General features: G+C 73.6%; 12 protein-coding genes. 9 read left to right on the forward strand and 3 right to left on the reverse strand.

Annotation, left to right across the window (positions count from 1 at the left end; all coding sequences use genetic code 11):
• The first annotated feature begins 19 nt into the window (after nucleotides 1-19).
• From AB0J08_RS21400 to AB0J08_RS21425, 6 genes are all read left to right on the forward strand, one after another.
• Entirely contained in the window at nucleotides 20-2,680 is a 2,661-nt protein-coding gene (locus tag AB0J08_RS21400) for a hypothetical protein (protein WP_360636330.1), read from the forward strand.
• Nucleotides 2,681-2,807: 127 nt separating this feature from the next.
• Entirely contained in the window at nucleotides 2,808-3,827 is a 1,020-nt protein-coding gene (pstC, locus tag AB0J08_RS21405; RefSeq protein ID WP_360636333.1) for a phosphate ABC transporter permease subunit PstC, read from the forward strand.
• Nucleotides 3,828-3,885: 58 nt separating this feature from the next.
• A complete protein-coding gene (gene pstA / locus AB0J08_RS21410) occupies nucleotides 3,886-5,157 on the forward strand; it encodes a phosphate ABC transporter permease PstA (protein ID WP_360636336.1) in 1,272 nt (423 codons plus the stop codon).
• 65 nt (nucleotides 5,158-5,222) lie between these two features.
• Nucleotides 5,223-7,064: a substrate-binding domain-containing protein gene (locus AB0J08_RS21415; RefSeq protein WP_360636339.1), complete on the forward strand. Its 1,842-nt coding sequence runs from the start codon at nucleotides 5,223-5,225 to the stop codon at nucleotides 7,062-7,064.
• Nucleotides 7,061-8,002, forward strand: a complete 942-nt coding sequence (locus tag AB0J08_RS21420) for a class E sortase (RefSeq protein WP_360636342.1) — start codon at nucleotides 7,061-7,063, stop codon at nucleotides 8,000-8,002. Before AB0J08_RS21415 ends, AB0J08_RS21420 begins: the two co-directional genes overlap by 4 nt.
• 33 nt (nucleotides 8,003-8,035) lie before the next feature.
• Nucleotides 8,036-8,938 carry a phosphate ABC transporter ATP-binding protein gene (locus tag AB0J08_RS21425; RefSeq protein ID WP_360636345.1) on the forward strand — a complete coding sequence of 301 codons (903 nt, stop codon included), beginning with the start codon at nucleotides 8,036-8,038 and terminating at the stop codon, nucleotides 8,936-8,938.
• Nucleotides 8,939-8,971: 33 nt separating this feature from the next.
• Here AB0J08_RS21425 and AB0J08_RS21430 read toward each other — a convergent pair whose 3' ends face one another.
• The 3 genes from AB0J08_RS21430 to AB0J08_RS21440 all read right to left on the reverse strand — a co-directional run bounded on the left by AB0J08_RS21430 (nucleotide 8,972) and on the right by AB0J08_RS21440 (nucleotide 11,337).
• Nucleotides 8,972-9,796, reverse strand: a complete 825-nt coding sequence (locus tag AB0J08_RS21430) for an HAD family hydrolase (protein ID WP_360636348.1) — start codon at nucleotides 9,794-9,796, stop codon at nucleotides 8,972-8,974.
• A 70-nt stretch (nucleotides 9,797-9,866) separates the two neighbouring features.
• The gene (locus AB0J08_RS21435) at nucleotides 9,867-10,838 is read right to left on the reverse strand and encodes a hypothetical protein (RefSeq protein WP_360636351.1); all 972 of its coding nucleotides are present in this window, start codon (nucleotides 10,836-10,838) and stop codon (nucleotides 9,867-9,869) included.
• Between the two features lie 82 nt (nucleotides 10,839-10,920).
• Entirely contained in the window at nucleotides 10,921-11,337 is a 417-nt protein-coding gene (locus AB0J08_RS21440; RefSeq protein WP_360636354.1) for a hypothetical protein, read from the reverse strand.
• A 168-nt stretch (nucleotides 11,338-11,505) separates the two neighbouring features.
• On the opposite strand from AB0J08_RS21440, the gene AB0J08_RS21445 reads away from it, so the two are divergent.
• From AB0J08_RS21445 to AB0J08_RS21455, 3 genes are all read left to right on the forward strand, one after another.
• Nucleotides 11,506-11,688: a hypothetical protein gene (locus AB0J08_RS21445; protein WP_360636357.1), complete on the forward strand. Its 183-nt coding sequence runs from the start codon at nucleotides 11,506-11,508 to the stop codon at nucleotides 11,686-11,688.
• Between the two features lie 173 nt (nucleotides 11,689-11,861).
• A complete protein-coding gene (locus AB0J08_RS21450; protein ID WP_360636360.1) occupies nucleotides 11,862-12,230 on the forward strand; it encodes a hypothetical protein in 369 nt (122 codons plus the stop codon).
• 259 nt (nucleotides 12,231-12,489) lie between these two features.
• Nucleotides 12,490-13,389, forward strand: coding sequence for a GNAT family N-acetyltransferase (locus AB0J08_RS21455; RefSeq protein ID WP_360636363.1), 900 nt, complete (start codon nucleotides 12,490-12,492; stop codon nucleotides 13,387-13,389).
• Nucleotides 13,390-13,404 lie beyond the last annotated feature (15 nt).

A 13,404-nucleotide genomic window follows, 5' to 3' on the forward strand; every position in this document is an offset into this window, starting at 1 on the left:
CGGGAGGTGGCGCCGGAGGTTGCCGGCGGTCGCGCTCGTCTGGTCGGTGGTGGTGGCGCTCGGCGTGGCCCCCATCGGCCTCGGCGCGCTGCCACGGGCCCAGGCGGCGGTCTCGTCCGCGGTGACCAAGCCCGGGCCCAAGGTGTGGGACCCGAACACCTGGGAGGAGGGCGTCGAGGGCAGCGTGACGGTCGCCCAGACCCAGCAGCTGGGCAACCAGGTGCTCCAGGTCTCCTGGAGCGGGTTCACCCCGACGATGGACACCCAGGGCAGCCCGCTGACCGTCGTCACCAAGGGCTCCAAGCAGGCGCTCTACGCCGTCCGGGTGTACCAGTGCCGCGGCGCCGACCCCAGGATCACGGACTGCTACGGCAGCAAGCTGTACAACGCGGACGGCACCAAGGGGTTCAACCAGAAGGCGCCGGCCGAGGGCACCACGACCCCGGACTTCCCCTCCAACATGGCGATCGCGCCGACCGGGGCGGACGGCTCGGGCGCGACCTCCATCGAGGTCTGGACGGCCACCCAGAGCCCCTCGCTCGGGTGCGACGCGACCCACCCGTGCTCCCTGGTGATCGAGCCCAACTACGGCGGCGACACCCAGGACCCGTACAAGGCGCGCGGCGGCGCCGTCGACTGCACCGACCACGGCAGCGACATGGACGGCTTCTTCAACACCGCGAGCGACGGCGGGCTGGAGGCCTACGGGGCGGAGTGGGAGGGCAACCAGAACGCCGGCCTCCAGATCGGTGAGCAGTGCGCCTGGGAGAAGCGGACCGTCGTCCCGCTGTACTTCTCGCCCACCGCGGCCGACTGCGACAGCCGGGCCGCGGAGTTCAAGGCGTCCGGGCTGGAGATGGCCAACCGGGCCGTGCAGCAGTGGCGTTCGGGCCTCTGCCTGGCCGACGCCCCGCTCGCCTTCCAGTACTCCTCCTCCGGCGGTGAGCCGCAGGCCCGCGCCGCGTTCCTGGGCCGGTCCGCCGGGGTGGACGTCGCACTGACCGCCTACCCCGACACCGCGACACCGGCCCGCCCGTACGTCTACGCGCCGTTGGCGACCAGCGGGATCTCGGTGGTGTTCCTCGTCGACGACCCGGACACCGGGCGTGAACTGCGGGACATGAAGCTGACCCCCCGGCTGATGGCCAAACTGCTCACCCAGTCGTACGCGCCGCCGGGCAGCCCGGTCGCGTCGGTGAGCGGCAACCCCAGCTGCATCTTCGCGGACCGGGACTTCCAGCAGTTCAACCAGCTCCCGGCCGGCAGCGGCCTCAAGTGGCCCGCGGCCTGTGCGCCGGCGACCTTCGAGCCGACCGTCGTCGGCGGGACCACCGACCTGATCTACCAGCTGACCTCGTGGATCGCCGCGGACCCGGAGGCCGTCCGGTTCCTGGACGGTGAGGAGGACCCGTGGGGGATGCAGGTCAACTCCTTCTACCGGCGCGGCGCCTTCCCCGGCTACCCGGTGGACGCCGTCCAGCCGCAGGACTTCACCGGCCCGACGGACGCCAGCGAGGCCGCCAAGCACGCCCGGCAGTACGAGTGGAACCCCGTCCTCGGCGGGCTCACCCAGGTCCTGCGCACCATCCTGGAGAACCGGTCCACCTGTCAGCAGTGGATGGCGGACCCCGCCACCGGCAACCACCTCAAGTGCGACCCGATGGCCCGCGGTGACCGCAAGCTGTTCGCCGTCATGGACAGCGCCCAGGCCAAGGCGTTCTCCCTGCCCGAGGCCTCGCTGCGCAACCCGGCGGGCGCCTTCGTCCAGCCGGGCACCAACGGGTTCCAGGCGGCGGTGGCCGACATGCCGGCCGACGCCGCCACCGGCACCCAGCTGCTGCCCTACGGCGTCGCCGACACCGCGTTCTCCCGCGACACCCAGGCCTACCCGCTGACCACCGTCCAGTACGCGATGGTGCCCACCGGCGGCGTGGCGGACAAGGCGCCCGCGATCACCCGGTTCCTGACCACCGTCGCCAACAGCGGCCAGGTCTACGGCGTCGAGCCGGGAAAGCTCGCCCCGGGTTTCCTGAGCCTCTCCGGGCCCCAGCGCCAGCAGACGCTCGACGCGGCGAAGCACGTGGAGAGCCAGGACGGCAAGTGGCCGGGCAACCAGGTCGCCCCGCCGCCGACCACCCCGTCCGGCGGTGACGGCGGGACGACCGGTGGCGCCGGCGGCTCGTCCACCGGCGGCTCGTCCACCGGCGGGGAGTCGGGCGGCGCCGGGGGCACCACCACCCCGGTGACCGGAGGCGGCACGGGCGACAGCTCCGTCACCGGTGGCCCGGTCACCGGCGACGGCTCCTCCACCGGCGGCACCGGCAGCGGTACCGGCGGGATCGGTGGTGGGATCGGCACCGCGGGCACCGGCACCACGGGCGGCACCGGTGGCGCGGCCGCCGGTGGCGCGGTGGCTCCGGCCGCCGCGGCCGGCGGGGCCAAGCCCACCGCCTCGCCGAGCGGCTCCGCCGGTCCGCTCGCGGCCGCTCCGGTCGCCGCCGGCTCCCCGGCGGCCGACCGGGCCGGCACCGCCCGCCTGCTGCTGCCGATCGCGGTGATCGCGGGCCTGGTGCTGCTGATCGGCGGCCCGGCCGCGCTCTTCCTCGGCGGCACGCCCGCCGGCGAGCGCGCCGTCTCCGCTCTGGGCCGGACCTGGGCGCGGGTGCGCCGCCGGCCCTGACCCAGCAGTGGCACCGACTCGGCGGGGCCGCCGTTCCGGCCCCGCCGAGTCCTCCGCCCCGGGCGCCACGGCCCGGGGCCTCCCCCGTACCGAGCACTTCCGTACCGAGCGCGCCGGAGAGCAGACCATGACAGCCGCCGCCGAGCCCGCGGCACCGTACGCCGGGGCTCCACGTCCACCAGAACCCGATGTTCCCCGCGTCATCACCGCCCCAGCCACGCCCGGAGACCGGGTGTTCCGGGGGGTGTTGCGGGTGGCGGGCCTCTCCGTCTTCGCGATCATGGGGCTGATCGCGTTCTTCCTGATCCTGCGCGGCACGACCGCGCTGCGCGAGGTGGGGTGGTCCTTCCTCACCGAGCAGAAGTGGCAGACCCAGGCCCACAACTTCGGGATCGCCGCCGTCCTGCCGAACGGCCTGCTGATCGCGGTGATCGCCCTGGTGATCGCCGTTCCGGTGGCGCTCACCACGGCGATCTTCATCTCCGAGTACGCGCCGACCAGGCTGCGGGCGACGCTGGTCTCGCTCGTCGACCTGATGGCCGCGATCCCCAGCATCGTCTACGGCCTCTGGGGGCTGTTCTTCCTCCAGCCGCGCATCATCGGTTTCGTCCGCTGGCTGACCAACCACCTGGGCGACGCCGTCCCCTTCCTCAAGGTGCGGACCGGCGACATCGGGACCTCCTACACCTCCTCCACCTTCATCGCCGGGGTGGTCGTCTCGCTGATGATCATCCCGATCGTCGCCTCGCTCAGCCGGGAGGTGTTCTCGCAGGCCCCGCAGGGCGAGCGGGAGGGCGCGTACGCGCTGGGCTCGACCCGGTGGGGGATGGTCCGCACGGTGGTGCTGCCGTTCGGCCGCGGCGGTGTGATCGGTGCGGTGATGCTGGGCTTCGGCCGGGCGATGGGCGAGACGATCGCCGTCGCGCTCATCATCTCGCCGAACTTCAAGGCCATCAGCCACATCCTGGAGAACGGCGCCAACTCGATCTCGGCGCTGATCGCGCTGCGGTTCGGCGAGTCGGACGAGCTCTCGCTCTCCGCGCTGATGGCCGCGGGCCTGGTGCTGTTCGCCCTCACCCTGCTGGTCAACCTTGGGGCCGGCTTCGTGATCAACCGGTCCCGCTCCGGCGCGTCGACGGCGGACTGACCATGGCCCACCGCGCCACCCGCCGCCCGTTGCCGCTCCGCCGTGAAGGGACCGCCCGATGACCACCCTCGACCTGCCGCCGGCCACCGTGCCCGCGCCGGCCGGACCACCCGCGGACGCCGCGCAGCCGCGCCCCGAGAAGCGGGTCCGGCTCGGGGGCTTCACCCGCGAGGACGTCCTGACCCTGACCGGTTCGCTGGTCGGCTCGCTGGCCCTGGACTGGATGCTCTACGAGCGGATCCTGCCGTTCAGCGGCGCCCAGGGTTTCCTGCTCTGCTGGTACTCCCTCTTCCTGGTCGGCTACTTCCTCATCGGCCGGCTCCAGTGGGGTGCCCTGATGGTCCGGGACCGGCTGGTCTCGGTCGTCGCCTGGAGCTCCGGCCTGCTGGTCGTCGGCCTGATCGCCGACCAGATCGGCTACGTCCTGACCCGCGGGTACCACGCCGCCCAGCACCTCAACTTCTTCACCGAGTCGATGGACCACACCGCCCCGCTCTCCCCGATCACCTCCGGCGGTGCGCTCAACGCGGTGGTCGGCTCGGTCGAACAGCTCGGCCTGGCCACCCTGTTCGCCGTCCCGCTGGGCATCGCGGCGGCGGTCTTCATGTCCGAGGTCGGCGGCCGGATGGCCCGGCCGGTGCGGACCCTGGTCGAGGCGATGACCGCGCTGCCGTCGATCGTCGCGGGCCTGTTCATCCTCGGCGTCGTGATCATCACCTTCGGTTTCGAGAAGAGCGGCTTCGCGGCCTCGCTGGCCCTCACCGTGATGATGATGCCGATCGTCACCAGGGCCGCCGAGGTGGTCATCCGCCTCGTGCCCGGCACACTGCGGGAGGCCTCGTACGCGCTCGGCGGCAGTCAGTGGCGGACGGTGTGGAACGTCGTGCTGCCCACCGCCCGGCCCGGACTGGTGACGGCCGTGGTGCTCGGGATGGCGCGCGGGGTCGGTGAGACCTCCCCCGTGCTGCTGACCTCGGGCTTCACCTCGCAGTTCAACGGCAATCCGTTCAGCGAGCACCAGGTCTCGCTGCCGCTGTACATCTGGAACTACGTCAAGCAGCCGTACCCCGACATGATCGCGCGCGCCTTCGCCGCCGCGCTGACCCTGATGATCGTGGTGCTCGTCCTGTTCGTCACCGCCCGCGTCGTCGGCGGCCGCAAGCCCGGTCAGCTGACGCGCCGCCAGAAGCGCCGGATCGACCGCGCCGCCACCGTCGTCGAGGCCTCGGCCCGGGGCCGGCGCCGGGCCGCCGCCCGCACCGCGACCGCAGCCGCCGCCCGCACCGCCGCCCGGCCCGCCACCGTGGCCACCGCCCTTGGGGAGCACTGATGTCCCGCCCAACCACCCTCAGTACCAGAGGAGTTCCCATGTCGTGGGAGGCCGCAAGCCGCCCCGTGGCACGCACGTTCGCCGTGCTGCTGTCCCTGATCCTCGCCGCGGGCTCCCTCCTCCTGGGGCAGAGCACGCCCGCCTTCGCGGCCACCGCGCTCAACGCCGACGGCTCCAGCTGGGCCGGCCCGGCCATCGACCAGTGGCGTCAGGACGTCGCTCCGCAGGGCATCCAGATCAACTTCAACCCGGTCGGTTCGGCGGCCGGCCGCAACCAGTGGAGCATCGGCCAGGACGACTTCACCGCGTCCGACGTGCCGTTCCGCTCGCAGGCCGACACCGGCCTCGGCCAGGCCGGCCAGGCCGGCGGGTCCGGCAAGGCCGAGAACCCCCGGTACGGCTTCTCCTACGTGCCGATCACCGCCGGTGGGACGACCTTCATGTACAACCTGGTCGTCGCCGGCAAGCAGGTCCGCGACCTGCGGCTCTCCCCGCAGACCGTCGTCGACATCTTCACCAACAAGATCACCAACTGGAACGACCCGAAGATCACCGCGGACTACGGCAAGCCGCTGCCGAGCCTCCCGATCACCCCGGTGGTCCGCTCCGACGGCTCCGGCGCGACCGCCCAGTTCACCCGCTGGATGAGCCACACCCACCAGGCCCAGTGGGACGAGTACTGCAAGAGCGTCAACGGCGTCAGCTGCGGCGACTACACCGAGTTCTTCCCGCCCTCCGGCCGGATGACCGCGCAGAACGGCTCCGACGTCGTGGCCGGCTACATCAAGGCCCCGGCCGGCCTCGGCACCATCGGCTACGACGAGTACGCCTTCGCCAAGCGCAGCAACTGGCCGGTCGTGAAGGTGCTCAACCCGGCCGGCTACTACACGCTGCCGACCGCCTCCAACGTCGCCGTCGCGCTCACCGCCGCCAAGATCCGCGGCGTGGACGACAACACCCCCGCCGGCGACCCGGACTACCTCCAGCAGAACCTCGACGGCGTCTACACGATGAACGACCCGAGGTCGTACCCGCTCTCCAGCTACAGCTACCTCATCGTGCCGCGGGCCGGGGCGGCGCTCCCGCCACCGCCGCGGTTCACCAACGACAAGGGCAGCGCCCTCAGCCGCTTCCTCGCCTACGTGCTCTGCGAGGGCCAGGGCGAGGCGGACGGCCTCGGCTACTCCCCGATCCCGCGCAACCTGGTCCGCGGCGGCCTGCTGCAGACCCAGCACATCCCCGGCAACGCCAGCCCGGTCGACGCCGACACCCTGGCCAACTGCGCCAACCCGACCTTCAACTCGGCCGGCCGGCTGACCGTGCTGGACAACGCCCCGCAGCCCAACCCCTGTGACGCCAAGGGCACCCCGCTGGACTGCCCCGCGCAGGGCGGCCAGGGGAGCAGGGCCGGGTCCGGCTCGGGCTCCGGCACGGGCGGCTCCGCCACCGGCGGCACCGGCGGCACCGCCGGCGGGACGGGCGGCAGCGCGAGCGGGGGGACCGGGAAGTCCCCCTCGGCGAGCGGCACGGGCAGCGGAACGTCCGGCGGCACCGGCGGCACCGGGGGCACCGGTGGTGCGGCGGGTACCGGGGGCACCGCAGCGGGCGGCGCCGGCGGCGGGGCCGACCAGCCCGCCGTGGGCGACCCGGCCGCGGGCACCGGCGCCGAGGGCGACCAAGCCGCCGTCGAGGACGTCATCGACCCGCAGACCGGCCAGGTGGTCGCGCGCGGCCGCGGCACCACCGCCGGGGAGGTCACGGCCACCGTGGTCGCCGTCGACGAGCGGCCGGACGACTGGATGCTGTCCACCCTGACCGCACTCGAACTGCTCGCCGTCGTGCTCGTCCCGCCGCTGCTCGGCTGCCGCCTGCTGCGGCGCCGCAACTCGGCCGGCGGCCGGTCGTGACCGCCACGGCGCTGGAGAAGCCGGCGCCTTCCACCCCGGACGCCCCGGATGCCCCGGACGGCCCGGCCTCCACGGCGCCCGCCCCGGCCCGGAAGGCGGCCGGGGCCGGCCCCGGTGCCGCCGGGCCGACCCGGCGGAGGTTCCTCCAGGGCGCCTGGGCGGTCAGCCTGCTGGCGGCGCTCACGATGGGGTTCGTCGGGTACCTCTTCACGCTCTCGCACCTCCAGCAGCGGCACTACCAGTCGACCGTGTTCAAGACCTTCCGGGACCAGCTGGCCAAGGCGGTCGCCCCGACCGGCGCGGCCGCCGACGGGGATCCGGTCGCGCTGCTCGACATCCCGGCGATCGGCCTGCACCAGGCCGTCGTGGTGGAGGGCACCACCGGCCGGGACCTCATGCGCGGGCCCGGCCACCGCCGGGACACCGCGCTGCCCGGGCAGACCGGCGTCGCGGTGGTGTTCGGCCGCGGGGCGACCTTCGGCGCACCGTTCGCCGAGCTGTCCAAGCTCCGGGTCGGCGACAAGATCGAGGCGACCACCGGGCAGGGCAGGTTCACCTACACCGTCAACGTGTACGGGGACGGCGACCACCCGATCAGCGACCCGGTCCGCAACCGGCTGGTGCTGGTCACCGGGGACTCCGACTGGATCCCCGGCTCGACGGTGCTGGTCGGCGCCCGGCTGGACGGCGACCCGGAGGTCAATCCCGGCCGGCGGCCCGCCACCGTCCCCTACGACAAGGCGCTGGCCGCCGACAAGGGCGCGCTGGCCGCACTGCAGCTGTGGTCGCTCGGGCTGCTGGGCGCGGTCGTCGCCGCGCTCCTGCTGACCCGGTTCTGGCGCCGCTCGGCCGCCTGGCTCGGCATCGCGCCGGTGATCGCCGCGATCCTCTGGGCCGTGTACGAGAACGCCGCCGCCCTGCTGCCCAACCTCTACTGACCTCTACTGAAGCGCGCCCGGAGGACCGTACCGATGACGGACGTACCGATGACCGATGTACCGACGACCGACCAGTTCGCCGAGCCGGACCGGGGCGGCTCCACGGGCGAGACCACGCTGACGCTGCCGCCCGTCCACCCGGTGGACGCCGCCGGTGCCCCGCTGGCCGGCCTGGAGACCAGGGACGTCTCCGCCTGGTTCGGCTCGCACAAGGTGCTGGAGCGGGTCTCGCTCGGCATGCCCGCCGGGGAGGTCACCGCGCTGATCGGCCCCTCGGGCTGCGGCAAGTCCACCTACCTGCGGATCCTCAACCGGATGCACGAGATGGTGCGCGGCGCGGCGCTGGCCGGCGAGGTGCTGCTGGACGGCGACGACGTGTACCGGCCCGGCCGGCGCCCGGCCGACGTGCGCCGCCGGATCGGGATGGTCTTCCAGCGGCCCAACCCCTTTCCGGCGATGTCCATCCAGGACAACGTCGCCAGCGGGCTGAAGCTGGCCGGCATCAAGGTGTCCCGGGACGAGCGCGCGCACCTGGTGGAGAGCAGCCTGCGCCGGGCCGGCCTCTGGGACGAGGTCGCCACCCGGCTGCACACCCCGGGCGGCGCGCTCTCCGGTGGCCAGCAGCAACGGCTGTGCATCGCACGGTCGTTGGCGGTCTCGCCGGACATCCTGCTGATGGACGAGCCGTGCTCGGCGCTCGACCCCACCTCCACCCGCCGGGTCGAGGAGACCATCGCCGAACTGCGGGGGCGGCTCACCGTGGTGATCGTGACCCACAACATGCAGCAGGCACAGCGGGTTTCGCAGTCCTGCGCGTTCTTCCTGGCCACCCACGACACCCCGGGGCGGATCGTCGAGGCCGGGCCGACCGAGCAGTTGTTCACCAACCCGCGGGACCAGCGGACCTCGGACTACGTCAACGGCCGCTTCGGGTAGGCGGATCGCCGGGCCGGTCGGGGACCGTCCGGATCAGTGGCCGAGCAACCGCTCCAGCACCGCCGCGACGCCGTCCTGCTCGTTGCTCACCGTGTGCAGCGGCACCGCCGCCAGCACCTGCGGGTGCGCGTTGGCGACGGCGTACGCGGTACCGGCCCAGTCCAGCATCTCCAGGTCGTTCGGCATGTCGCCGAAGGCCACCACCTCGCTCCGGTCGATCCCGCGCCCGGCGCACCAGCGGGCCAGCGTGCTCGCCTTGGTGACGCCGGGCGCGCTGATCTCCAGCAGCGGGATCGGCGCGGACCGGGTGATCTCGGCCAGGTGCCCGGCCGCCTCGCGGGCCACCGAGAGCAGCTTGTCGGGGTCGAGGTCCGGGTGCTTCGCCAGCAGCTTGAACAGGCCGTGCACCGGACCACCGGCGCCGAGCAGCTCCTCGGCCGGGCCGATCGGATGGATCTCGTCCTGGCCCCACATCCGCACCTCGTAGCCGGGCTCGCGGGCGAACCCGGCCGGGTACTCGAAGGCGAACGCGGTACCCGGCAGCTTCGCCCGCAGCGCCGCCACCACGGCCAGCGCGGCCTCCGGGGCGAGCGGGGAGGACTCCAGCAGCTCGCCGCGCCGCACGTCGACCACCGCGCCGCCGTTCGAGCAGATCGCCACGCCGTGGCCGCCGATGTGCCTGCTGACCTGCTGCATCCAGCGGGGCGGCCGACCGGTCACGAACACCACCTGGACCCCGGCCGCCTCGGCGGCCGCCAGGGCGGCGGCGGTGCGCTCGGAGACGGTGCCACCGGCGCACAGCAGCGTGCCGTCCAGGTCGGTGGCGATCAGGCGGGGGGTGGTGCGGGGAGTGGTCACCGGTCCATCTTCGCCTACCGCCGTCGGGAGGTCACCGCCGCGACGGCGACCTCCCGACGGCCCGGTACGCCTACCGCGGGGCGACCGGGAGGGTCAGGGCGACGGTGTGCAGGGTGCCGCCGGTCTGGAACTGGAGGAAGAGCCGCCACTGCCCGCCGGCCGGCAGTTCGGCGTGGAAGGACAGGGTCGGGCCGCCCGTGCTGCCCGCCTCGGCCCGCGCCTGCGGGTGCAGGTGGGCGAAGGCCTGGTCGCCGGCGTGGAAGGCGGTCAGATGGGCGAAGGTCTCCAGGTACGGCTGGAGGTCGGTGACCGGCCTGCCGTCCCGGCTGACCGTGACCTTCAGCTCGCCCGCCCGCCCGGCGGCCGGAGCGCCCTCGACGGTGACGGTGTACCCGTCCACGGTCGCGGTGCCGGTGGCGGCGGGCAGCTCGGCGGCGGCCGCCGCGCCCTCGCCGGGCACGTCCACCGTCCGGCTGAGCACCAGGCCGGTGCCCTTTCCGGCGCCGCTGTCCGGGACGAACGAGGCGTAGACGCGCCAGCTGCCGGCGGTGAGGGCGGCCAGCGGGGCCGTCCAGGTGCCGTCGGGGGCCATCTCGGGGTGCAGGTGCTGGAAGCCGGTGAGGTCGGAGCGGATCGCGTAGAAGTGCATCCGCTTGGTCTGGTCGGTCTCGAACCCGGTGACCGGCCTGCCGTCCGGGCCGGTGACGGTGAAGCGGTACTCGGCGGGAGCCCCGGCGGTGAGCGTCCCGGCGGCCGGGGTGAGCCGGTAGCCGTTCCGTTCGGCGGGGGGTGCGGCGGGTGCGGCGTCCGCCGGGCTGGCGGCGTCGGTGCCGGGCATCCGGTGGCCCTGGTGGCCGTCGGCCGCGGTGGACGGCGCGCCGGTGGCCGCGGTGCTCGCGCCGTGGTCCATCCCGGCCATCCCGGCCATGCCGCTCGTGTCGCCGGTCGGGTCGGAGCCGCAGGCGGTCAGGGTGAGGGCGAGGACGGCGGCGCCGGCGGTGAGCGCCAGGGCGCGGGTACGGGTACGGGTGTTGAGGGACATCTGGTCGGTTCTCTTCCGGTGGGTACGGGCAGGACGCGGCGCGCCCGGGGCCCCTTCGCTGGGGTGTCCGGCGCGGGCCCGGTCACGTCCGTGCGACGCACACCCGGAGCAGCAGTCGGCGTCCGGCGTCCGGCGGTGCCCGTGGACCGGTGGCCCGCCGCCCCTGCGGAGCCGAGAGCCGCCGCACCTCGGGCAGGACGGCCGCAGCCCCGGCGGCGGGCGGTGCGGCGAGGGGGCGGCCGGCGTCCTCACGGTCCCGGTTCGAAACACAGGAGACGGCTTGCGGACCTCCGCCCGGGGCCCGCCACCCGTCCAGGCTCGGGCCGTCGACGGGGGCGCCGTGCGCGCGGTGGTCCGATGACGCCGTCACGGTCGCGGGCTCGTGGCAGCCGCCCGCCGCCGTGGGCGAGCCGTGCATCAGGAAGAGCCCGGCCAGCAGCCCGCAGAGCAGCAGCAGCCGGGCCGTCGCCCCGCCGTCGCGCCCCTGGTCCGCCGTCATGGGCGAGACAATACCCCCAGGCCGTATCCGATCGCCGTAAGCGCCCGCCCGCGCACCGGGTTTCGGCCCCCGAGCCGTCCTTTCCGGCCGATTCGCCCCCACTCCGGGTGTCCTGCTTCCGGTTCCCGGGCATGACTGTCCTCGGCCACCCCGTCGGCAGGAAGAGCCATGCGAACTCGCCACGCCCAAGACGAGCGCCCACCGACCACCACGCCGGATGCCCCGCGCGAGACGCGCGACCCGGTCCTGATCGGCGACATCATCTTCGACACCATCGCCGACCTGGCCCGCCGCACCACCCCGGCCCCGACCCCGCACGTCCCCAACCAGCGCACCCGCCCGCACCCGTGACGGCCGCCGGCCGGCCACCGCCCGAGGAGTGACCGGCCGGGGACGGGCGCGTCGACCGACTCGGCGGAGCTGGGCGAGGCCCTGGGTGACGAGCCGCTCGAACCCGGCCAGGTCGTTCTCGAAGATCGAGTCCCTGTGCCCCGTGCGATCCGGGGCAGCGGCAGAATCGCCCCGTGAAGATCCTTGGCATCAACGAGATCACCGGCACGGAGACGACTGCCTACGGCAGCACTGGTGTCCGACGTGTCCGTGTCCATGGCGGCGGCGGCCCTGCCGCCGTGAACATCATGCACCTGGCTTCAGGGGGGCGCCTTGGTCGGCATGTCGCGCCAGTGCCGCAGGTCCTCATCGTCACGGACGGCCAGGGTTGGGTGAGCGGCACGGACGGCGAAGCCAAGGCCCTGGCACAGGGGCAGGCCGCGTGCTGGTCCGCCGGCGAGGAGCACGAGACCTGGACGGACACGGGCATGACCGTGCTGATCGTCGAAGCCCAGCTTCCGCCCCAGGACAGCATGCTCGGTGAAGCCGCCCAGCAGCAGTAAGAACTGCTGCCCACAAGTCCGGGTGAGACCCGACACCGGTGACCGGGGCGGTCCGCTGGACCCTCCTTCACGGGGCGAGAAATCCGTGGACGGACCCGCAGACGATCACATACCGTGTGGCTTCACGCCTTGAGACGGACGGAAGGAGGCGAGTGTCGTGCGGTTCACACCTTTCCAGCGCTCCCTCTTCTGCTGTCCCGGCGTGGTTCGTCAGTTCTGACCGGGGGCGCTCCAAGCAGCCTGCATCCCGGAGGAATCCATGACCGGTCCGGTCATCCGCGCGCTCTCCGCGAGCGACGCTCATCTCTTCGACGCGCTCCCCGACCCGCTGGGCGCCCGTGAGAGCCATCGGCGTACCAGGTTCCGCCCCGACTGGAAGCGCGTCGCCCTGCGCGACGGCGAGGTCGTCGCACGCGGTGCGTGGTGGGGCGGCCCCGACGACGCGGAGCCCGTCAACATCAACTGGTTCGACGTGGCCGACGGGGAGGAGGAGGCCAGGGCCGAACTCCTGCGCTCCGCTCCCTGGAGCGTCGAACTCGAGATCAACCTGCCCGGCGGCTGGCGGGAGAGGACCGACCTGCGCGCTGCCGCCGAGGCGCGCTTCGACGCCGCACGAGCCGCGGGGTACGAACTCCTGGTGGAACGCTTCCTGTACCGCTGGACCCCGGAGCGGGGCCTGCCCGAGCGGCCCGGCCGCCTGCGCTTCAGCGCCGAACCCGACGACGCCGTGTTCTTCGACGCGTTGCGCCGCATCCACTCCGCCACCCTGGACGCCCACGCGCTCAGGGCCATCGAGGAGGGCGGCGTCGACCAGGTCGCCCAGGAGGAACTCGACTTCTTCCACTGGTGCCCCTCCCCGCGGGAGTGGTGGCAGGTCGCGCACACGCCGGGGGGCGACCTCGCCGGCATCCACATCCCGGCTCACAACCCCTCCGGCCCGACCGTCGGCTTCATCGGGGTCGTCCCGGAACAGCGCGGTCGCGGCTACGCCTACGACCTCCTCGCGGAGTGCACCCACGTCCTCGTCGAGCAGGGCGCGGAGTTCATCGGCGGAGCGACGGACCGGGCCAACGTCCCCATGGCCGCGAACTTCGCCAAGGCCGGCTTCCCCGTCGTCAGTGAACGCATCAACTTCCACCCGGCGGGCGAAGCCGCCTAGCGAGGAGTAACACGC

Source organism: Kitasatospora sp. NPDC050463, assembly GCF_040655255.1.
Taxonomy (GTDB): domain Bacteria; phylum Actinomycetota; class Actinomycetes; order Streptomycetales; family Streptomycetaceae; genus Kitasatospora.